This window comes from Modicisalibacter tunisiensis (genome assembly GCF_020148005.1).
GTDB classification, from domain to species: domain Bacteria; phylum Pseudomonadota; class Gammaproteobacteria; order Pseudomonadales; family Halomonadaceae; genus Modicisalibacter; species Modicisalibacter tunisiensis.
In genome coordinates this window covers 2656800-2675648 of sequence record NZ_JAGXFD010000001.1, presented here as the reverse complement: position 1 = coordinate 2675648, position 18849 = coordinate 2656800, and the positions used below count along the sequence as shown (strand labels likewise).

Annotated in this window: 21 protein-coding genes; 5 read left to right on the top strand and 16 right to left on the bottom strand. The window is 68.0% G+C overall.

The features are described 5' to 3' along the window. Positions 1-94 precede the first annotated feature (94 nt). Both KGQ91_RS12515 and KGQ91_RS12510 read right to left on the bottom strand, forming a co-directional pair. Positions 95-439, bottom strand: coding sequence for a branched-chain amino acid transporter permease (locus KGQ91_RS12515; RefSeq protein ID WP_163648624.1), 345 nt, complete (start codon positions 437-439; stop codon positions 95-97). Beyond that, on the bottom strand, positions 436-1146 hold the full coding sequence (locus KGQ91_RS12510) for an AzlC family ABC transporter permease (RefSeq protein WP_224414910.1): 711 nt from the start codon (positions 1144-1146) through the stop codon (positions 436-438). Before KGQ91_RS12510 ends, KGQ91_RS12515 begins: the two co-directional genes overlap by 4 nt. Positions 1147-1249: 103 nt before the next feature. On the opposite strand from KGQ91_RS12510, the gene KGQ91_RS12505 reads away from it, so the two are divergent. After that, a complete protein-coding gene (locus KGQ91_RS12505; RefSeq protein WP_224414911.1) occupies positions 1250-1921 on the top strand; it encodes a cytochrome b/b6 domain-containing protein in 672 nt (223 codons plus the stop codon). Positions 1922-1931: 10 nt separating this feature from the next. On the opposite strand, the gene KGQ91_RS12500 is transcribed toward KGQ91_RS12505, so the two are convergent. From KGQ91_RS12500 to KGQ91_RS12475, 6 genes are all read right to left on the bottom strand, one after another. Next, complete coding sequence (locus KGQ91_RS12500; protein ID WP_224414912.1) at positions 1932-2378, bottom strand: c-type cytochrome; 447 nt, start codon at positions 2376-2378, stop codon at positions 1932-1934. 78 nt (positions 2379-2456) lie between these two features. Further along, positions 2457-3734, bottom strand: coding sequence for a hypothetical protein (locus KGQ91_RS12495; protein WP_224414913.1), 1278 nt, complete (start codon positions 3732-3734; stop codon positions 2457-2459). After that, the gene (locus KGQ91_RS12490) at positions 3722-4099 is read right to left on the bottom strand and encodes a DUF2069 domain-containing protein (protein WP_224414914.1); all 378 of its coding nucleotides are present in this window, start codon (positions 4097-4099) and stop codon (positions 3722-3724) included. Before KGQ91_RS12490 ends, KGQ91_RS12495 begins: the two co-directional genes overlap by 13 nt. Beyond that, positions 4092-4712, bottom strand: a complete 621-nt coding sequence (gene wrbA, locus KGQ91_RS12485) for an NAD(P)H:quinone oxidoreductase (RefSeq protein ID WP_163648628.1) — start codon at positions 4710-4712, stop codon at positions 4092-4094. The genes KGQ91_RS12490 and wrbA overlap by 8 nt, the downstream gene beginning before the upstream one ends. Before the next feature lie 39 nt (positions 4713-4751). Continuing rightward, on the bottom strand, positions 4752-5105 hold the full coding sequence (gene arsC / locus KGQ91_RS12480; RefSeq protein WP_163648629.1) for an arsenate reductase (glutaredoxin): 354 nt from the start codon (positions 5103-5105) through the stop codon (positions 4752-4754). A 77-nt stretch (positions 5106-5182) separates the two neighbouring features. Continuing rightward, a complete protein-coding gene (locus tag KGQ91_RS12475; RefSeq protein WP_224414915.1) occupies positions 5183-5611 on the bottom strand; it encodes a gamma-glutamylcyclotransferase family protein in 429 nt (142 codons plus the stop codon). A 128-nt stretch (positions 5612-5739) separates the two neighbouring features. Between KGQ91_RS12475 and smrA the strand changes: the two genes are divergently transcribed. Continuing rightward, the gene (smrA, locus tag KGQ91_RS12470; RefSeq protein ID WP_163648630.1) at positions 5740-6333 is read left to right on the top strand and encodes a DNA endonuclease SmrA; all 594 of its coding nucleotides are present in this window, start codon (positions 5740-5742) and stop codon (positions 6331-6333) included. Positions 6334-6374: 41 nt separating this feature from the next. On the opposite strand, the gene KGQ91_RS12465 is transcribed toward smrA, so the two are convergent. The 4 genes from KGQ91_RS12465 to metH form a co-directional block, all read right to left on the bottom strand. Continuing rightward, the gene (locus tag KGQ91_RS12465) at positions 6375-6905 is read right to left on the bottom strand and encodes a DUF934 domain-containing protein (RefSeq protein WP_163648631.1); all 531 of its coding nucleotides are present in this window, start codon (positions 6903-6905) and stop codon (positions 6375-6377) included. Further along, positions 6898-8550, bottom strand: a complete 1653-nt coding sequence (locus KGQ91_RS12460; RefSeq protein ID WP_163648632.1) for a nitrite/sulfite reductase — start codon at positions 8548-8550, stop codon at positions 6898-6900. Before KGQ91_RS12460 ends, KGQ91_RS12465 begins: the two co-directional genes overlap by 8 nt. Before the next feature lie 165 nt (positions 8551-8715). After that, positions 8716-10038 (bottom strand): MATE family efflux transporter, encoded by a 1323-nt coding sequence (locus tag KGQ91_RS12455; RefSeq protein WP_163648633.1) that lies wholly within the window; start codon positions 10036-10038, stop codon positions 8716-8718. Then, positions 10035-13745 carry a methionine synthase gene (gene metH / locus KGQ91_RS12450; protein WP_377172818.1) on the bottom strand — a complete coding sequence of 1237 codons (3711 nt, stop codon included), beginning with the start codon at positions 13743-13745 and terminating at the stop codon, positions 10035-10037. The genes KGQ91_RS12455 and metH overlap by 4 nt, the downstream gene beginning before the upstream one ends. A 265-nt stretch (positions 13746-14010) precedes the next feature. Between metH and nfuA the strand changes: the two genes are divergently transcribed. Continuing rightward, the gene (gene nfuA, locus KGQ91_RS12445) at positions 14011-14601 is read left to right on the top strand and encodes a Fe-S biogenesis protein NfuA (protein ID WP_163648635.1); all 591 of its coding nucleotides are present in this window, start codon (positions 14011-14013) and stop codon (positions 14599-14601) included. Between the two features lie 79 nt (positions 14602-14680). Here nfuA and KGQ91_RS12440 read toward each other — a convergent pair whose 3' ends face one another. After that, on the bottom strand, positions 14681-15646 hold the full coding sequence (locus KGQ91_RS12440; protein WP_163648636.1) for a DNA-binding protein: 966 nt from the start codon (positions 15644-15646) through the stop codon (positions 14681-14683). 219 nt (positions 15647-15865) lie between these two features. Here KGQ91_RS12440 and KGQ91_RS12435 point away from each other — a divergent pair, with 219 nt between their 5' ends. Together KGQ91_RS12435 and KGQ91_RS12430 are read left to right on the top strand one after the other, a co-directional pair. After that, positions 15866-17050, top strand: a complete 1185-nt coding sequence (locus KGQ91_RS12435) for a tyrosine-type recombinase/integrase (protein ID WP_224414919.1) — start codon at positions 15866-15868, stop codon at positions 17048-17050. 62 nt (positions 17051-17112) lie between these two features. Next, positions 17113-17526: a SufE family protein gene (locus KGQ91_RS12430; RefSeq protein ID WP_224414920.1), complete on the top strand. Its 414-nt coding sequence runs from the start codon at positions 17113-17115 to the stop codon at positions 17524-17526. A 10-nt stretch (positions 17527-17536) separates the two neighbouring features. Here the strand turns inward: KGQ91_RS12430 and yidD are convergent, their stop codons facing one another. From yidD to KGQ91_RS12415, 3 genes are read right to left on the bottom strand one after another with little or no spacing between them, the layout of a single operon-like run. Further along, a complete protein-coding gene (yidD, locus tag KGQ91_RS12425; RefSeq protein WP_224414921.1) occupies positions 17537-17905 on the bottom strand; it encodes a membrane protein insertion efficiency factor YidD in 369 nt (122 codons plus the stop codon). Next, complete coding sequence (hisI, locus tag KGQ91_RS12420) at positions 17889-18332, bottom strand: phosphoribosyl-AMP cyclohydrolase (protein ID WP_224414922.1); 444 nt, start codon at positions 18330-18332, stop codon at positions 17889-17891. Before hisI ends, yidD begins: the two co-directional genes overlap by 17 nt. Positions 18333-18368: 36 nt before the next feature. Beyond that, complete coding sequence (locus KGQ91_RS12415) at positions 18369-18821, bottom strand: transcriptional repressor (protein ID WP_224414923.1); 453 nt, start codon at positions 18819-18821, stop codon at positions 18369-18371. Positions 18822-18849: the final 28 nt, after the last annotated feature.

Here is an 18849-nt window from a genome sequence, read left to right as displayed (position 1 = left end):
TGATGCTGGCGGGCTCAACCCGAAAAACGGCTCATCGACACTGTTGTGGCCCGACCGTGACCTGGCTCAGGATGCGTGCACGACAACCGCCGTTTTAGGGCCAGACCAGCTGGATCAGCACCATGTACAGGCCGGTTCCCCCGACGATCGACAACAGCGCATTGCGACGCCACAGGTGCAGGAAAACGACGGCCAGTGAGGCCAGGATCAGCGGTACGCCCTGCGGTGATACATTCAGCTGTCCCGCGCTCCAGGGCGCCAGGTGACGCAGAGCGTAGATCACCAGGATCGCCATGACCGCCGGCGGCAGGTAGCGCCCCAGGTGCAGTATCAACGGATGATCGGCCTGGCGTGACAGCGCCACGAAGGGCAGCACGCGGGTCAGGAAGGTCGCCAGGGTGCAGACACCGATGAAGGCCAGTAACTCGAGGTCGCTCATGTCCGTGCCTCCTGTGGCTGACGGTGCAGCCGGTAGTGCACCAGCAGCAGCAGGCTGGCGGCACCGATCGCGCCCAGCAGCAGGTGTCGTTCCGGCAGCAGCAGGATGGCACCCAGGCCGGTGGTCAGCGCAATCAGGAAGGGCAGGGCCTGGCGCAGGCGCGCGGCCTGTTCCAGCGTGAGCACGATGAACAGGGCCGTCAGCGCGAAGTCGAGCCCCCGTCCGTCGATGTTCAAGGTGGCGCCGGCCAGGGTGCCAAGCAGCGTGCCCAGCACCCACCACAGCTGGTTGAGCGCCCCGATGCGGGCCGCCAGTCGATGCGTCGCCACGCCGAGATCCTGCTGGCGGGCCTGGCTGGTCAGCAGCGAATAGGTCTCGTCGGTCAGCGAGAAGATCATGTAGGGCTTGCGCCAGCCGGCCCCGCGAAACCGCTTGAGCAGCGACAGGCCGTAGAACAGGTGCCGCGAGTTGAGCATGAACGACGCGACCGCGACTTCGACCAGACCGGCATGATTGGCCAGCAGGGTCACGGCCAGGAACTGGCCGGCACCGGCGTAGATGAACAGCGACATCAGCGGCGCCCCCCACCAGGGCAGGCCGAGCTGCATGTACAGCACCCCGAACGCGGCCCCCAGGGGCAGGTAGCCGAACATCACCGGAAGGGTCTGGATCGCGGCATGCCGCCAGGAATGCAACGCAGGTGACACGCCTATACTCCATTCAGTCCATGGGTCATCATCGGCGCCGCATGGGCGCGCTGCATTGTATTTTGCTGATTAAAGCGCCATCTGGCTACAGGAAGGAGCCCCCATGAAGGTATACAAGGCCTGGGACCTGCCCGTCCGCCTGTTTCACTGGTCGCTGGTGGCCGCGATCCTGGTGTCCTGGTACACCATCAAGACCAGTGGCCAGCCGCTGGCCTTTCCGGTCGAATGGCACGCGCGGGCCGGTTACACCATCCTGGCGCTGCTGGTCTTTCGCTGGCTGTGGAGCCTCGTCGGCAGCCGTCATGCCCGGCTGCGGGAGCTCTGTCGATCGCCGCGGACGGTCTGGCGCTATACCGCGAGCTGGTTCCGGCGCCGGCCCGACCTTTATGTCGGTCACAATCCACTCGGTGGCTGGATGACCCTGCTGCTGCTGGTATCACTGACCTTACAGGCGACGTCCGGCCTGTTCATGAGCGACGGCATCCTATTTTCCGCGCCGCTGGCCAGGCGCTTCGAGGCCGACGCCATCGCCTGGCTGGTGACCCTGCACCATGTCAACGGCAACCTGCTGTTTGTGCTGGTGGGCATTCATCTGCTGGCGATCCTGCTGCATCGCCTGCGCGGCGAGGCCCTGGTCGGCGCCATGTTCAGCGGCCGCAAGCGCCTGGCCCGGCCTGTGCGGGATGGCGATGACCAGCCGGTATCGGGCTGGCGAGCCTGGGCCAGCGCGTCAATCGCCGTGCTGGCCCTGACCGCCATCCTGGAGTGGCTGTGAGCCCGCCTTGCTATTCGCGATAGGCGTCGTGGCAGGCCTTGCAGGAGCGGGCCACGTCCACCAGGGCCGCCCTGGCCGCGTCGAAGCTGCCGTCACCGGCGGCCTGCGTCAGCGCCCGGACGGCTTGCTCGAAGGCCTCGGCCTTGCCGCGAAAATCCTCCGGCTGCGCCGCAATCGTCGCGGAGGCCGCCGTGCCCCCGCGTGAATAGGAGCCCTCGATGAAACCTTCCCAGGGCAGGGGAGCCAGCGCCTCGAGATGCCGGGCGCGCTCGGCGAAGGTCTCGGCATCATAGGGGGTCTCGCCCCTGGCCATGTCGGCCATCGGCTGCAGCTGCCAGGCCATGACCTCCATGGCGGACTGCCGGTAGATGATGGCATCATCGATGGGGTCGGCGCCGGCCGTGGCGGGCAGCCCGACCAGGCCCAGCACGGGCCACAGGATTCGCAGTCCTTTCATGCTCGCCTCCGAGTCGCTTGCCGATCACCCGCATCGGCGGGCTTCGCTCTTACCATAGGCGAGTCGGGATAAGGCTGCTCAGCCGAGCCAGGCCCGGAGTGCCAGAATCCCCCCGCAGGCCAGCCAGCCGACGACCGCATAGGGCAGGTTCCAGCACAGCATCTCGCGAGGCGCCACGCCGTAGCGCGAGCACAGCACCAGGTTGCTTCCCGACAGCGGGCTGCTGCCGGTGCCCAGCGCCCAGCCCATCAGGAACACCATGCCCAGCAGCGTCGGCTCGGGGTGCAGGGAAGCCAGCAGGGGCGCCAGCGTGGTCACACCCACCAGCGGGTGGATGCCGACGAAGGCCAGCGACACGATGACCCCCAGCGTCAGCCAGGCCTGCAGGTGACCGAAATGCGCAAAGGGCAGCACCGGTCCGTCCGGCCAGCTGGCCAGCAGCGCGCTCAGACCACTGGAGAGCACGCCCGCCGCCAGAAACAGCGCGAACTGCGGCATCAGGCGGGCCAGGCCGTGATCGAGCTGCTGTCGCAGGCGGACCTGGCGCTCGCCCCGGGGCGCCAGCAGCAGGGCAGCGACAGGTGCCACCACGCTGATGATCAGCGGGATGCCCATCTCCGGTCGCCAGCTGTGCCAGAGCAGCACGGCCAGCGCCAGCACGCCCGGCAGCAGCAGGGTCCCCGGCGACAGCGGGTAGCCCTGGAACGGCCCCTCGACGCGCAGGACATCCAGGGCGGTCAGGGTCAGCAGCACGCCCGCGCAGGCCAGCCCCCAGGGCAGCAGCGCGGTGAACTCCAGCCCCGGCGCATAGGTCAGTGCCACCCCCATGGCCACGAAGAAGGGCGACCAGGCCGCCGCGGCAGGAAAGGCACGACCCAGCACCATGGCCTGGCGTCGGGAAAGCCCCCGTTCGAACTGCATGCGATCGGCGAACAGGAACAGCGCCGACAGGTTGATCACGGCCCCGAACAGGTGAACGCCCACCAGCGTGCCCAGCAGGCTGCCGTCGTGCCGGGCACCGTCGTGCCGGGCGTCGGCAGCCTGCGGCCGTGGTGCCGCCATCGACAGGAAGCTCACGCCGGCAAACATCATCAGCAGCGTCTGGTTGATGGCCAGAGCCTGCAGCAGGGAGGCAGGCGTGCCGCGCCACAGGGCCACCACCCAGAAGCCCACGCCGGCGCCCCCCAGCCACAGTGCCTGGCGCCGCGAGGCACTGGGCAGCTGGCGGGCCAGGCGCAACGTGGCCAGCCAGCTGAGGATGGCGGCCGGCCATAGCGGCCAGTGAAGCAGGCTGGCGACGATGCTCAGCCCGAGCATCGCCAGGATCAGCGCGCTGGAAGGCCTCAGGCGGCGCACTGACGCCGCCGCCAGCGCGCGTAGGCCAGGCTGGAGATGCCCAGCGCCGCGGCCGCCAGGCACTCCAGCACACCCCACCAGAACCGATCGGGCAGGTTGGCGATGGTGATGCCCTGGGCGACATACAGCACGCTGACGAAGGCCAGCCAGAGGTGGCCGCGCGGGCGGCGTGTCAGGACGCTGGGCAGGAACAGGATCAGGGGCAGCATCCGCACTAGGATCGGGGCCCAGCCGACCGACTCGCTGGCCCGGAGCTGCCAGCCACCGAGCCCCACCAGGCAGAACAGGACGACGAGGCTGATGATCACTCCCAGGCGCGCCTGTCGGGTGCGTCGGTCGATGACGCCACGCTCTGCTTCAGGCATGGCTCGTCTCCGCATGCAGCGCCCTGGCCAGCCGAGCGATGCGCCGCCCCTGCGCCTTGGCCAGATGGCGTTCGGTCTCGTCGACATCGCGCTCGTTGCGACCGCCCGCAACATGACTCGTGCCATAGGGCGTGCCGCCGCTGGTGGTGGCGAGCAGCGCCGTCTCGCTGTAGGGCACGCCGGCATAGACCATGCCGTGGTGCAGCAGCGGAATCAGCATGCTCAGCAGGGTGGCTTCCTGCCCGCCATGCAGGCTGGCCGTGGAGGTGAAGGCCGTGGCCGGCTTGTCGATCAATGCCCCGTTGAGCCACAGCTCGCTGCTGGTATCCAGGAAATACTTCAACGGCGACGCCATGTTGCCAAAGCGCGTCGGGCTGCCCAGCGCCAGCCCGGCACAGTGGCGCAGGTCATCGAGCGTGGCATAGACGGCGCCGGACTCGGGGATCTCGGGATCGACGGCCTCGCAGGTCGGCGATACGGGCGGCACCGTGCGCAGCCGGGCATCGATGTCGCCCAGGCTCTCGACCCCCGCGGCGACCTGCTCGGCCAGGGTGCGGGTCGCGCCGTGGCGCGAATAGTAGAGGACCAGCACGTAGGGACGTGTTGCACTCATGGGCGTTCCTTGTCAGCAGGCAATGGGGAAAGCGGCGGTCTAGCGAGTCTCGAGCAGGGCCAGGATCGCTTCCGGCGGGCGGCCGATCACGGCCTTGTCGCCGCGGTCGAGAATCGGGCGCTGCAGCAGGCGCGGATGCTCGGCAATCGCCTCGAGCATCTGCGCCTCGGAGGGCGCCTCGAGGCCGAGCGCCTTCCATTCCGCCTCGTTGCGGCGCAGCAGGGTCTCGGTCGGGGCGTCGAGGCGGGCGGCCAGTGCCTGCAGTTCCTCGCGATCGAGCGGGTCATCGAGGTAGCGCCGTACCGTGACATCGACGCCGCGTGACTCGAGCAGGGCGAGCGCCTCACGGGACTTGGAGCAGCGCGGGTTGTGCAGGAGAGTCAGGGTCGTCACTCGTAAGTCCTTGTCTGCCGTGGTGGATGGAATCCTCATTCTACCCCATGCGCCGAGAACCGGGAGAGTCGACGGCATTACTCCTCGGGGTCGAGGCGGTCGTAGACCCAGGCCTGTCGGCCATCGGCCAGGGTGACGCGCACCCGCCGGTAGCGCACACCCAGCCGCTCGTAGCGATCCAGCCGCGCCAGTTCACCGGCATCGACCCTGAGCAGCGCCCCCGGTACGCGCCCGCCGGGCTGCGGCACGATATCCAGTTCATCGCGAACGTACCCCGGCAGGGTCGCCGAGGCGGGATCGCCCCAGTCGCCGTAGACCAGCCAGCGCACCACGCCATGACGCAGGGTGCCATAGACGAAGACCCGATGCTCGCCCGGCGCGATCGCTGCCATCCCGGCCGGGCGCGCATAGCCCCAGGGGCTGGCGAAGGTGTACCAGGCATAGCCCGCCGTCATGGCGCCGAGAGCGAGCAGCCCCGCCAGCGCCAGGATCAGCCATCGTTTCACGCGCGCCTCCTTGTCGATTGCTCTCCGGACCCTGCCACAGCTGTCTCCACTTTCCCAAGCCGGGAAGCTTAGGCTGGCCTCGTTCCTTTGCTAACATCGAGATTCGGACCAAGAGGGAGGGTGTCGCCATGCAGCAGCATCACCAGGATGCGGACTTCACGGCCCTGATGGGCGGCAAGGTGCGCCCGTTGACCAAGGGGCGCGACAGGGCGGATGTGTCGACGCCCGCACCGGAACCCGACGAGGCCCAGCTGGCACGGCGCGCCAGCGCCCAGGCCGAGGAGGAGGCCGCCAACTTTCTCAGCGACGAGTTCGTCGACCTGCTGCCGAAGGACGATCCCGTCGAGTATCGCCGGCCCGGCGTGCAGACCGGCGTCGCCGACCGGCTGCGCCAGGGCGAGTATGCCCCGGAAGCCCGGCTGCACCTGATCGGCCGGCCGGTGCGCGAATGCCGCCAGGCGCTGTTCCGTTTCATTCAGGAGGGGGGCGAGCACGACCTGCGCTGCCTGCTGGTGGTGCACGGTCGCGGCAAGGCGGTGGACAGCCATGCCAACGTGGTGCGCTCCTACGTGGCCAAGTGGCTCGCCCAGTTCGAGACGGTGCAGGCCTATGTCTCCGCCCAGCCGTTCCACGGCGGGCTGGGGGCCACCTATGTCATGCTGCGCAAGTCCGAGCGAGCGCGAGCCGCCAACCGCGAACGCCAGCAGAAGCGCCGCGGCTAGCCCGCAACGAGAGAGCGGCCCGTCAGGGCCGCTCGGGTGATTCAGGCGAGCGCAGCTTCCGCGTGCCGGGTGCGTTCACGCAACCGGCGCCGGAACAGCGGTTCGCCGATATCGGTGCCCGGCTGATAGCTGAGGCTGAAGGTGTTGAGCGCCGCCAGGGCATCCTCGACGATCTGGTCGGGACGCAGCGAGAAGGCATTGAACCCGCAGCGACTCATGTAGAACAGCTGGTCGATCAGCACGTCGCCCACGGCACGAATCTCGCCCAGATAGCCGAACCGTTCCCGCAGCAGCCGGGCGATGCTGTAGCCCCGGCCGTCGGTGAACTTCGGGAAGTCGATGGCCACCAGCGGCGCCATGCGCAGGCTCTCGGCGAGTGCCGGTGTCACCTCGGTATCGCTCGGCAGCCAGGGCGCCAGCTCGGCGCGCTCGTCGGCGGCCAGCCACTCCTCCAGCGGCACGATCGCCGGACGACCGGCAGGGCGCTCGGCCAGGCTCTCGCACAGGGTCCAGGCATCCGTGGCGATGCGGCGATCGAGAATCAGCGGACGATCGGTCTGTGACTCAGGCATAGACACGCTCCTTGAAGGGTTTGATACCGATGCGGCGATAGGTGTCGAGGAAGGTTTCCTCGGGCGTGCGTTCGCCGACATAGACCTGCAGCAGCTTGTCGATGACGGCCGGCACATCCTCGCGATAGAAGGACGGGCCGAGAATCTTGCCCAGCGAGGAGGCGTTGCCCTGGCTGCCGCCCAGCGACACCTGATAGTACTCCTCGCCCTTCTTGTCGACGCCCAGGATGCCGATGTGGCCGACATGGTGATGGCCGCAGGCATTCATGCAGCCGGAGATGTTGAGCTCCAGCGGCCCCAGGTCGTAGAGGAAGTCCAGGTCCTCGAAGCGTTCCTGGATGGCCTGGGCGACGGGAATCGACTTGGCGTTGGCCAGCGAGCAGTAGTCGCCGCCGGGGCAGCAGATCAGATCCGCGAGCGTTCCGACGGTGGGGTTGGCCATGCCCAGCGCATCGAGGCGTTGCCAGAGGTCTTCCAGCCGGTCCACCGGGACATCGGTGAACACCAGGTTCTGCTCGTGGGTGACGCGCAGCTCGCCGTACCCGAACTCGTCGGCCAGGTCGGCGATGGCGGCCATCTGCTCGGAGGTGACGTCCCCCGGCGAATGGGCACGCCGCTTCAGTGACAGCGTCACGGCCTTGTAGCCCGGCACCTTGTGGTCGGTGACGTTGTTGCTGACGAAACGCGCGAAGGCCCGATTGTCACGGCGCAGCTGCTCGAAGTCGGCGATGGCGTCATCGGAGATTGCGCGGCGCTCGGGGTCGACGAAGTGCGCGGCGACGGCGGCGACCGCCTCGTCGGTCAGCGTCTGGGGCCCCTCCTTGAGGTGCGCCCATTCGGCCTCGACCCGCCGGCGAAACTCCTCGATGCCCAGTGCCTTGACCAGGATCTTGATGCGCGCCTTGAACTTGTTGTCGCGGCGGCCGAACTGGTTGTAGACCCGCAGGATGGCCTCGAGATAGGTCAGCAGGTGCTGCCAGGGCAGGTCCTCGCGCACCACGTCGCCGATCATCGGCGTGCGGCCCAGGCCGCCACCGGCCAGCACGCGCACGCGGACCTCGCCGTTGTCGTCGCGCCACAGGCGCAGGCCCACGTCGTGAACCTGGATGGCGGCACGATCCTCGGCGGCGCCGGTCACGGCAATCTTGAACTTGCGCGGCAGATAGGCGAATTCCGGGTGGAAGGTGGACCACTGGCGGATCAGCTCGCACCACGGCCGCGGGTCGACCTCTTCATCGGCGGCGATGCCCGAGAACTGGTCGGTGGTGGTGTTGCGGATGTCGTTGCCGCTGGTCTGGATGGCGTGCATCTGCACGCTGGCCAGCTCCGCCAGAATATCCGGCACGTCTTCCATCTTCGGCCAGTTCAACTGCAGGTTGGTACGCGTGGTGAAGTGGCCGTAGCCGCGGTCGTAACGCGCCGCGATTTCCCCCAGCTTGCGCAGCTGGTAGGACGCCAGCATGCCGTAGGGGATGGCGATGCGCAGCATCGGCGCATGACGCTGGACGTAGAGGCCATTCTGCACGCGCAGCGGCAGAAATTCCTCGTCGCTGATCTTGCCTTCGAGATAGCGACGCATCTGATCGCGGAACTGGGCGACGCGCTCGTCGACAAGTGTCTGGTCGTAAGAGTCGTACCGATACATACCGGAGTTGTCCTGCTAGTCAGGGCGAAATGGGATCCATGCCATGCCCTGACCATACTCCGCCGGGTTTATTCTATGAAAGAATAAATAATCATACTTTCTGATTTTATGGTTATTAAAAGGTGCCTGGCGCCGGTAAGGGGCCGAACCGTTCTTGCGCTGCCGCTACACGACTACCTGCTGCCAGCGACGACGCTGCCAGACCATCGCGAACGACAGCGAGTTGAGCCCCCGGTAGCCGAGCTGCGCCCACCAGACACCGAGCAGCCCGGCTCCCTGGTGGACGCCGACCCACCAGGCCAGGGGCAGGAACACCAGCCACTGCAGGGCCAGGGTCAGCGCCATGACCGTGCGGTTGGCACCGGCCCCCAGCAGGGCCTGGCCGAGCACGATGGCGGCGGCGTCGAGCACGATCATCAGCGCCGTCAGTCGCAGCGGCAGGCGGCCGAGCGGGACCAGATCCGCGGGGAGGAAGACGCCCAGCACCGTGTCGGGGAAGATCAGCATCGGCAGGGCCAGCACCGACAGGCAGACCCAGGCCACGCGCACCACGTCCCAGCCCCAGCGGTGGGCATCATGCGGGGTGTCGCGGCCCAGCGCCTGGCCCACCAGGCTCATCGCCGCCAGTCCCAGGCCGACCCCGGGCAGGATCAGCAGCAGTGACAGGTTGACCAGCACATGTCCCACGGCAACACTGGCGGTGCCGATCTGGCCGAGAATCCAGAACAGGGCCGCGTAACCGCCGGCGAACCACATCTGCTGGAAGGAGTGGGGGGTGGCCAGTGCCAGCGTGCGGCGTATGACGGCGAGGCGAGGCCATCGCCAGCGTTCGCGGGTGCGCTGCGTGTGGCGCCAGCTGCTGATTCCCCACAGCAGCAGGGCCACCATCAGGGCCACGGTGGTCCCGGCCCCGGCGCCGGCGGCGCCCAGATCGGGCAAGCCCGCCAGGCCGAAGATCAGCCCGGCACTGACCGCCACGTTGAGGGCATGGGTGACCAGCATGATGCCCAGATAGATGCGGGTCTGCTGGATGCCGTTCCAGTAGCCGCGAAAGCAGAAGATCAGGGCGATCGGCACCAGCCCCACCAGGCGCCAGCGCAGATAGGCCACGGCGACCGCCGCGACGTCCGGCTGACCGGTCAGCAGCCCGATCAGCCGCGGCGCCTGCCAGAGGCAGAGCGCGGTCAGCGGCAGGGCGAGCGCCAGGGCGATCAGCAGCCCGGCCTCGAGGGGCTGGGCGCGGCGCGCATAGGCAGCCTCGCCATGGCGGCGGGCGGTCTGGGACTGCACCCCCGAGGACAGCCCGAACACCACCGCCGTGATCAGGAACATGGCATAGCCGCCCAGCCCCACGCCGGCCAGCGGCACCTCGCCCAGCGTGCCGACGAAGGCGGCATCCACCAGGTTAAGCAGGCTCTGCGAGAGCATGCCGCCGATGATCGGCAGCGCCAGGCGAAGAATCACCTGGCTGCGGGCGGCGTCGATCATTCCGCGGGGTCGTACCCCAGCACCGGCGACAGCCAGCGCTCCAGCTCACCGAGCGTCATGCCCTTGCGCTCGGCCAGCGCCTCGACCTGATCCCGGGTGATCTTGCCGGTGGAGAAGTATTTCGACTCCGGGTGCGCGAAGTACCAGCCCGAGACCGCGGCCGCCGGCCACATGGCGAAACTGTCGGTCAGTTCCAGGCCGGAATTGGCCTCGGCATCGAGCAGGCGGAACAGCGTGGCCTTCTCGGTGTGATCCGGACAGGCCGGGTAGCCCGGGGCCGGCCGGATGCCCTGGTATTTCTCGGCAATCAGTGCATCGTTGTCGAGTGTTTCGTCGGGCACATAGCCCCAGAACTCCTTGCGTACCCGCTCGTGCATGCGCTCGGCGAAGGCCTCCGCCAGCCGATCGGCCAGGGCCTTGACCATGATCGCGTTGTAGTCATCACCCGCGGCTTCGTACTCGGCGGCGAGGGCGTCGGCGCCGTGGCCGGTGGTCACCGCAAAGCCGCCGATCCAGTCGGACCGGCCGCTGTCCCTGGGCGCGATGAAGTCGGCCAGGCTGTAGCAGACGCCGTCGCGGTTGCGGGTGGTCTGCTGGCGAATATGGTGCAGCCGCTCGATCACCGTCTCGCGAGCGTCATCGGCGTAGACCTCGATGACGTCATCGTCGACGACGTTGGCCGGCCAGAAGCCGATCACGCCGCGGGCGGTCAGGCGCTTCTCGTCGATCAGCTTGCGCAGCATCGCCCGGGCGTCGGCGAACAGGTTGCGCGCTGCCTCGCCGACCACCTCGTCATCGAGGATCTTTGGGTACTTGCCGCTGAGCTGCCAGCTCATGAAGAAGGGCGTCCAGTCGATGCGCTCGACCAGCTCCTCGAGGTCGTAGTCATCGAACGCCTTGAGGCCGGTGAAGGTCGGCGCGGGCGGCGTGTAGGCGGACCAGTCCGGCTGGAAGCGCCGCTCGCGGGCCTCGGCGTAGCTGATGTCGGCGGCCTTGGGGCGGCGCCTGGCGTTGCGCTCGCGGACCGTCTCGTACTCCGCGCGGATCTCGTCGACATAGGCCGCCTTGAGGCCGGGCGAGAGCAGCCGGCCGGCCACGCCGACGGCGCGGGAGGCGTCGGTGACATAGATCACCGGATGTTCGTAGCCCGGATCGATCTTCACCGCGGTGTGCGCCTTGGAGGTGGTCGCGCCACCGATCAGCAGCGGAATGTCGAAGCCCTGACGCTGCATCTCCTTGGCGACATGCACCATCTCGTCCAGCGAGGGGGTAATCAGCCCCGAAAGTCCGATGATGTCGGCGTTTTCCTCGCGGGCGGTCTGCAGGATCTTCTCCACCGGCACCATCACGCCGAGGTCGATGACCTCGTAGTTGTTGCACTGCAGGACGACGCCGACGATGTTCTTGCCGATGTCATGCACGTCGCCCTTGACCGTGGCCATGACGATCTTGCCCTTGGCCTGGGAATCCTCGCTCTTCTCGGCCTCGATGTAGGGAATCAGGTAGGCCACCGCCTGCTTCATCACGCGCGCCGACTTGACCACCTGGGGCAGGAACATCTTGCCGGCACCGAACAGGTCGCCGACCACGTTCATGCCGTCCATCAGCGGCCCCTCGATCACCTCGATGGGGCGCTCGGCACGCTGACGGGCCAGCTCGGTGTCTTCCTCGATGTAGGCGGTGATGCCCTTGACCAGCGCATGCTCGATGCGCTTCTCGACCTGCCAGCCGCGCCACTCGAGATCTTCCTTCCTGGCCCCGCCGGAACCGTCACCCTTGTAGCGCTCGGCGAGGTCGAGCAGCCGCTCGGTGCCGTCGCTGCGACGGTTGAGCACCACGTCCTCGACCGCCTCGCGCAGCTCCTCGGGCAGGTCATCGTAGACCGCCAGCTGACCGGCGTTGACGATGCCCATGGTCAGCCCGGCCTGGATGGCGTGGTAGAGGAACACCGAGTGGATCGCCTCGCGCACGGTATTGTTGCCGCGGAACGAGAACGACACGTTGGACACCCCGCCGGACACCATGGCATGGGGCAGGTGGGTGGTGATCCAGCGGGTCGCCTCGATGAAGTCGACGGCGTAGTTGTCGTGCTCCTCGATGCCGGTGGCGATGGCGAAGATGTTGGGATCGAAGATGATGTCCTCGGCCGGGAAGCCGATCTCGTCGACCAGCAGGCGATAGGCGCGCTCGCTGATCTCGGTCTTGCGCTCGAAGGTGTCGGCCTGGCCCTGCTCGTCGAAGGCCATCACCACGATGGCGGCGCCGAAACGACGGCAGACGGTGGCCTGCTCGCGGAAGGCGTCCTCGCCCTCCTTGAGCGAGATCGAGTTGACCACCGCCTTGCCCTGGATGCACTTGAGGCCGGCCTCGAGGATCGACCACTTGGAGGAATCGATCATGATCGGCACCCGGGCGATGTCCGGCTCGGAAGCGACGAGGTTGAGGAAGTGGACCATCGCCTCCTGGGAGTCGAGCATCCCCTCGTCCATGTTGATGTCGATCACCTGGGCGCCGTTCTCGACCTGCTCCAGCGCCACTTCCAGCGCCGTGGTGAAATCCTCTTCCTTGATCAGCCGCTTGAAACGCGCCGAGCCGGTGACGTTGGTGCGCTCGCCGACGTTGACGAACAGCGAGTCGGCCTCGATGTTGAACGGCTCGAGGCCGGACAGCCGGCAGGCCTTTGGACGCTCGGGCAGGCGCCGGGGCGCGACGCCGTCGACCGCCTCGCGGATCGCCGCGATGTGTTCGGGCGTGGTGCCGCAGCAGCCGCCGATGACGTTGACCAGCCCGCTTTCGGCGAACTCGCGGATGATCGCCGCCATCTCCTCGGGCGTCTGGTCGTACTCGCCGAATTCGTTGGGCAACCCGGCATTGGGGTGGGCCGAGACCAGGGTGTCGGCCTTGGCGGACAGCTCCTCGAGGTAGGGGCGCAGCTCGGCCGCGCCCAGCGCGCAGTTCAGGCCCACCGAGAGCGGCGAGGCATGACGGATCGAGTTCCAGAACGCCTCGGTGGTCTGGCCCGAGAGGGTGCGCCCCGAGGCATCGGTGATGGTGCCCGAGATCATCACCGGCAACCGCGCGCCGCGTGCGGCGAACAGCTCCTCGAGGGCATAGATCGCCGCCTTGGCGTTCAGGGTGTCGAAGATGGTCTCGATGAGGATGACATCGACGCCGCCGTCGATCAGCGCCTCGGCGGCCTCGTAGTAGTTCTCGCGCAGGGCGTCGAAGGTCACGTTGCGCTTGGCGGGGTCGTTGACGTCCGGCGACAGCGAGGCGGTGCGGCTGGTCGGCCCCAGCACCCCGGCGACATAGCGCGGCACACCGGTTTCCTCGCCCACCGCATCGCACACCGAGCGCGCCAGGCGGGCGGCCTCTCGGTTGAGCTCGACGACCAGCGCTTCCATGCCGTAATCGGCCTGGGACAGCCGCGTGCTGTTGAAGGTGTTGGTCTCGACGATGTCGGCGCCGGCCTCGAGGTAGTCGCGGTGAATCCGGCACACCAGCTCGGGCTGGGTCAGCGCCAGCAGGTCGTTGTTGCCCTGCAGCTGGCTCGGCCAGTCGCCGAAACGCTCGCCGCGGAACTCGGCTTCGCTCAGCCGGGCGTTCTGCAGCATTGTCCCCATGCCGCCGTCGAGCAGCAGGATGCGCTGTTCGAGCGTCCGGGCGAGCGTTTCGGGCAGGCACGCGGCCACCCTGGGCGAAAGCATCGAAGTGAGCGTAGCGGCAGCCATGGTCGGCATGTGTCTCCAGCAGCGTCGTTTTTCGGTATGTCCTGTCGCGAGGGGCGGCAAGGCCACCTTGCGGTCAGGGCTCGCGCCCCGCGGGCCGGCCCTGTCGGGTGCCACATCCTACCAGACTCGTAACGGCGGCGGGACTCGCCGCCTAAAACCCAGTATTTCAGTCAGGATTGTGCCTGCCGGGGTTTTTTCTTACCATGTCAGGAAAATCTTCAACCCTGACGGGACCCGACTGATGAGCGAGAGCATCCAGATTACCGACAGCGCCCAGGACTACCTTGCCGAACTGCTGGCCAAGCAGAACGTCGAGGGAATCGCGGTGCGCATCTTCATCACCCAGCCGGGCACGCCTTATGCCGAGACCTGCCTGGCCTACTGCCGCCCCGGTGAGGAAGAGCCGAGCGACGAGAAGATGACGCTGGACAAGATCACCGTCTTCGTCGACACCCACAGCGTGCCGTTCCTCGAGGAGGCGGTGGTCGATTTCAACGCCGACCGCATGGGCGGCCAGCTGACCATCAAGGCGCCCAACGCCAAGATGCCCAAGGTCAATGCCGACAGCCCGCTGGAGGATCGCATCAACTACATCCTCTACAGCGAGATCAATCCCGGCCTGGCGGCCCACGGCGGCGAGATCCGCCTGATCCAGCTCACCGACGAGAACTACGCCGTGCTGCAGTTCGGCGGGGGCTGCCAGGGCTGCGCGGCCGTCGACCTGACCCTCAAGGAGGGCGTCGAGAAGACCCTGCTGGAGCGCATTCCCGAACTGTCCGGCATCCGTGACGTGACCGACCACACCGACAACACCAACGCCTACTACCGCTGAAGCGCCGCGACGCCGGCCGCCTGACAGCGCAAGGCCCCGGCACCGCACGGTGCCGGGACCCGTTGCCTCCATCGGCACTTCAGTAGACGAAGGGTGGCAGCGGCAATCGAGCCAGCCGCGCCTCCGTCTCGCGCAGCTTCTCGCGTGCCTCGTCACGTTCCTGCCGATAGCCCTGGGCATCCGCCTCGCGGGCCTCTTCCCGGCGCCGGGCCTCCTGCAGCGCGGCGTCGGCCTGCTGCAGTGACCACTGGGCCTCGCGCTGTGCGGCCTGGGCTTCCGCCTGTTCCCGCCGCGCCTCGCGCAATGCCTCATCCGCCTCCCGTAGCCGCGTTTCCAGCGACGACAGGCGCTGCTGAAGCTGCCTTTCATTGCGCTGGCGTTCCTGGCGCGCCTCGTCGAGCAGGGTCATGAGCCGGCCCTCGGCCGTCTCGTTGCGCGTTTCCTCCTGATCCAGCCGCTTGCGCCACTCGGCCTGCTGTTCTTCCAGGGCAGCCTGGTGCGTCTCGGCAAGACGCTCCCGGCGCACCTGTTCATCGGCCAGCTCGGCCTGCTGCTGCGCGCAGCGCTCGGCGAGCTGTTCGCCGTGTCGTTCCGCGGCCTCGCGGGCCGCCTGCTGCCTTGCCAGCTCCGCACTCTGCGCCTGCAACTGCTGCTGTGCCTGGGTCAGGTGCTCGTTGAGGGCCTTCTCCCGTTCGCGGGCATCTTCCGCCTCGCGGCGCGCCTGTGCCGACTCTTCCCGTGCCGCCGCAACCGCCTTGTCGGCCGCCTCGCGGTAGTGCGCCAGCTCGTCGGCGGCCGCCGCCTGTGCCTGCTCCCAGAGTGTCTGCATCAGCGCGGTGATGGACTCGGGCAGCTCGCTGGTCGCCGGCTCGTCACGATTCTCCTCGCAGCGGGTGCGCCATTCCCGCAGGTGCTCGCTGATGGTGGTGAAACTGCCCGTGCCCAGCACCTCGCGGATCTTCTGGACCCCCGGCGTCTCGCCGCGCTTGAGCAGCACCTCGATGGCCTGCCGTACATCCGCGTACTGCACTCCGCTGCGTGCCATGCCTTTCCTCCCGAGCGATTCGCGATCCTGCTTGTGCAACGCAGTTTACTGCAAGCGCGATAGACCTGTCGCCATTTTACGTATTATGTAATTACGAATTCTACGCATATTGTTCGGAAGAAATTCAAGATTACGCGCCTTATCTTGATAATCATGGCCGTAGTGGCGACACTGGGCATCCTGGAAAGCCACGAGGCAGGGGAGGCGGCGGGAAAGGACATGGCAGACAGCGAGACAGGGCCGCAGGCCATCACGTCGCTGGACGTGACGCACCTGGACGAAGCGTCACCCACGGCACGACAGGGGGCGTTGGCCACGCGCCTCTCGCGCATCGCGGCGACCACGGATGCCGAGGCCGTGGGACGCTGGCTCGAGGAGTACCGGGCGACACCGCAGACCTTTCGCGCCTACCGCAAGGAAGGCGAACGGCTGCTGCTGTGGCTCGCCGAGCGCGACATGCGCCTGGCCGATCTCGATCGCCAGGCGCTGCAGGCCTTCGAGGCCTTCCTGACCGATCCGCAGCCCGCGTCACGCTGGATCGGTCCGCCGCGTGGTCGTTCGCACCCCGCGTGGCGGCCGTTTCGCGGGCCGCTGTCCGCCGCCAGCCGCCGGCAGAGCCTGACGATCCTGCAGGGGCTGTGCAGCTGGCTGGTGGAGGCGGGGTGGATCGACCACAACCCGTTTCGCCTGATGCGCGACAAGCGCCGCCGTCTGGACAACCGCCAGCCCGGCATCGAACGCTATCTCGAGCGTCCGCTCTGGCAGTGGTTCTGGGGCTGGCTGAACCGGCCGCCCGAGGAGGGCGCGACACTCCGCGAGTGGCGGCTGTGGCAGCGTCGGCGGCTGGTCTTCGGCTTCGGCTACCTGCTGGCCCCGCGCATCCGCGAGATGACCGACGCCCGCATGGCGGACTTCCAGTGCCGGGAAGGGCTGTGGTGGTGGCAGGTAGTGGGGAAGGGCGGCAAGCTCGCGCGTATCCCGGTACCCGAGGACATGATGACGCTGCTCGGCAGGTGGCGGGCGCATCTGGGCCTGCCCTCGAGGCCCGACGCCGGGGAGGAGGACGCGCCGGTGATCCGTGCGCTGGACGGCACGCGCGGCGTCGGCGACAACCAGCTCTACCGGCTGATCAAGGCGACCTTCGCCCGGGCCGCCGAGGCTCTGGCAGCGGACCCGGAGGCGCCCGAGGCCGTGGCCCGTCTGGCCGGCCGGCTGGCCGAGGCCACGCCCCACTGGCTGCGCCACACGGCGATTACCCATCAGGCCCAGGCCGGCGTGGAGCTGCGCTACCTGGCCCGAACCGCACGCCACTCCCGGCTCGACACCACGGCCCGCTACCTGCATGCCGAAGCCGAGGAGTGGCAGCGCCAGATCGGCGCCCACCGGCTGAGCGACATGCCCTGAGGGTGGACGACGCTGCGCCGGCGAGCCGTTATAATGCCGCCGACGAGTCAGGAGGAGAGAACATGAGTGCCCAGCAAGCCCAGGCGGAACTGGTCGAGGAATTCGGCTTCTTCGACAACTGGATGGACCGCTACCAGTACATCATCGACATGGGCAAGCAGTTGCCGACCTTTCCCGAGACGCTGAAGACGCCGGAGAACAAGATCCAGGGCTGTCAGTCGAACGTGTGGATCCATCACGAGCGCCAGGGAGACGTGCTGCACTTCCAGGCGACCTCCGATGCCGCCATCGTCTCCGGGCTGATCGCCGTGCTGATGCGCATCTACAACGATCGCCCGGCCACGGAGATCGTCGCGACGCCACCGGCCTTCCTCGAGGAGCTCGGCCTCGACAAGCATCTGTCACCGACCCGTTCCAACGGCCTGCACGCGATGCTCAAGCGCATCTACGCCGTCGCCGAGCAGGAAGCCGCCTGAACGACCCCGGCTAGTTCCTGCCGCCCGGCCCCTCCCGCCGCGCGGCCGCCTCCTCACGGGCATCGCCGGCGTCTCGGGGACGGAAGGTCGCATCGAGCTCGGGATCGTCACGACACAGCTGTTCGCTGGGCCCGCCCGGCACCGGGTCGATGCCGCCCGCCGAGCCGGGGTGACAGCGCAGGATGCGCCGCACGGCGAGGGCGCTCCCCTTGAACGCCCCGTGGGTGCGCAGGGCCTCGATGGCATAGCGGGAACAGCTCGGCCAGAAACGGCAGCGCGGGCCGAGCAGGGGGCTGATCAGCCACTGATAGCCCTTGATCAGGCCGATCAGCGGCCAGGCCAGCCAGCGGCCGGCCCGGATGTCAGTGCGAGGCGCCATACAGGGTGGCCGGGTCGATCAGCGGATCGCTGACGACTTCGCCTTGCGTCTCACCCAGGGCCACGTAGAAGCAGCTGCGCCGCCCCGAGTGGCAGGCCGGCCCCGCCTGATCGACCGCCAGCAGCAGGGTATCGCCGTCGCAGTCCAGATAGGCGCGCTTGAGCTTTTGCACCTGCCCGGATGACTCGCCCTTGCGCCACAGCTTGCCGCGCGACCGGGACCAGTAGCAGACCCGGCCGGTCTTGAGGGTTTCCTCCAGGGCCTGACGGTTCATCCAGGCCATCATCAGCACTTCGCCGCTGTCGTGCTGCTGGGCGATCGCCGGCACCAGCCCGTCGGCATTCCAGCGCATGGCGGCCAGCAGGCTCTCGGCGGGGCGGGTGTCACCGCGCTCGGCGGTTTCCAGGGTCTTGAAGAGATCGTTCATGGGGTCGGCCTGTGTCGTCGCGGGTCGAGGGAATGATCAGCCGTCGGCCGCCGAGGTCCGGCAGGCATCGCAGGCACCCAGCAGCTCGATGGTCTGGCGGTCCACCGCAAACCCCAGCGCCGCCGCCCGGGCGCCGAGCTGGGCGCTGACGTCATCCAGATGCAGCTCCTCGACACGCCCGCAATGCCGGCAGATCAGCAGCTGGAAGCCGTGATGATGCTCGGGGCAGGGGCAGGCCACGTAGGCATTGAGCGACTCGATGCGATGCACCAGCCCCTGCTCGATCAGGAAGTCGAGGGCCCGATAGACCGTCGGCGGCCGCGCGGCGCCGTGCTCGACGGCCAGGCGGTCGAGCAGGTCGTAGGCCTTGAGTCCGCCGGACGAGTCGGCGATCAGCTCCAGCACCCGGCGGCGAATCGGCGTGAAGCGCACGCCGCGCTGCTGGCACTGGCGTTCGGCCTGTCGGGTCAATGTCTGGATATCGGGCATGTCGGCATGCGTCGGCTGCGAGGGACAC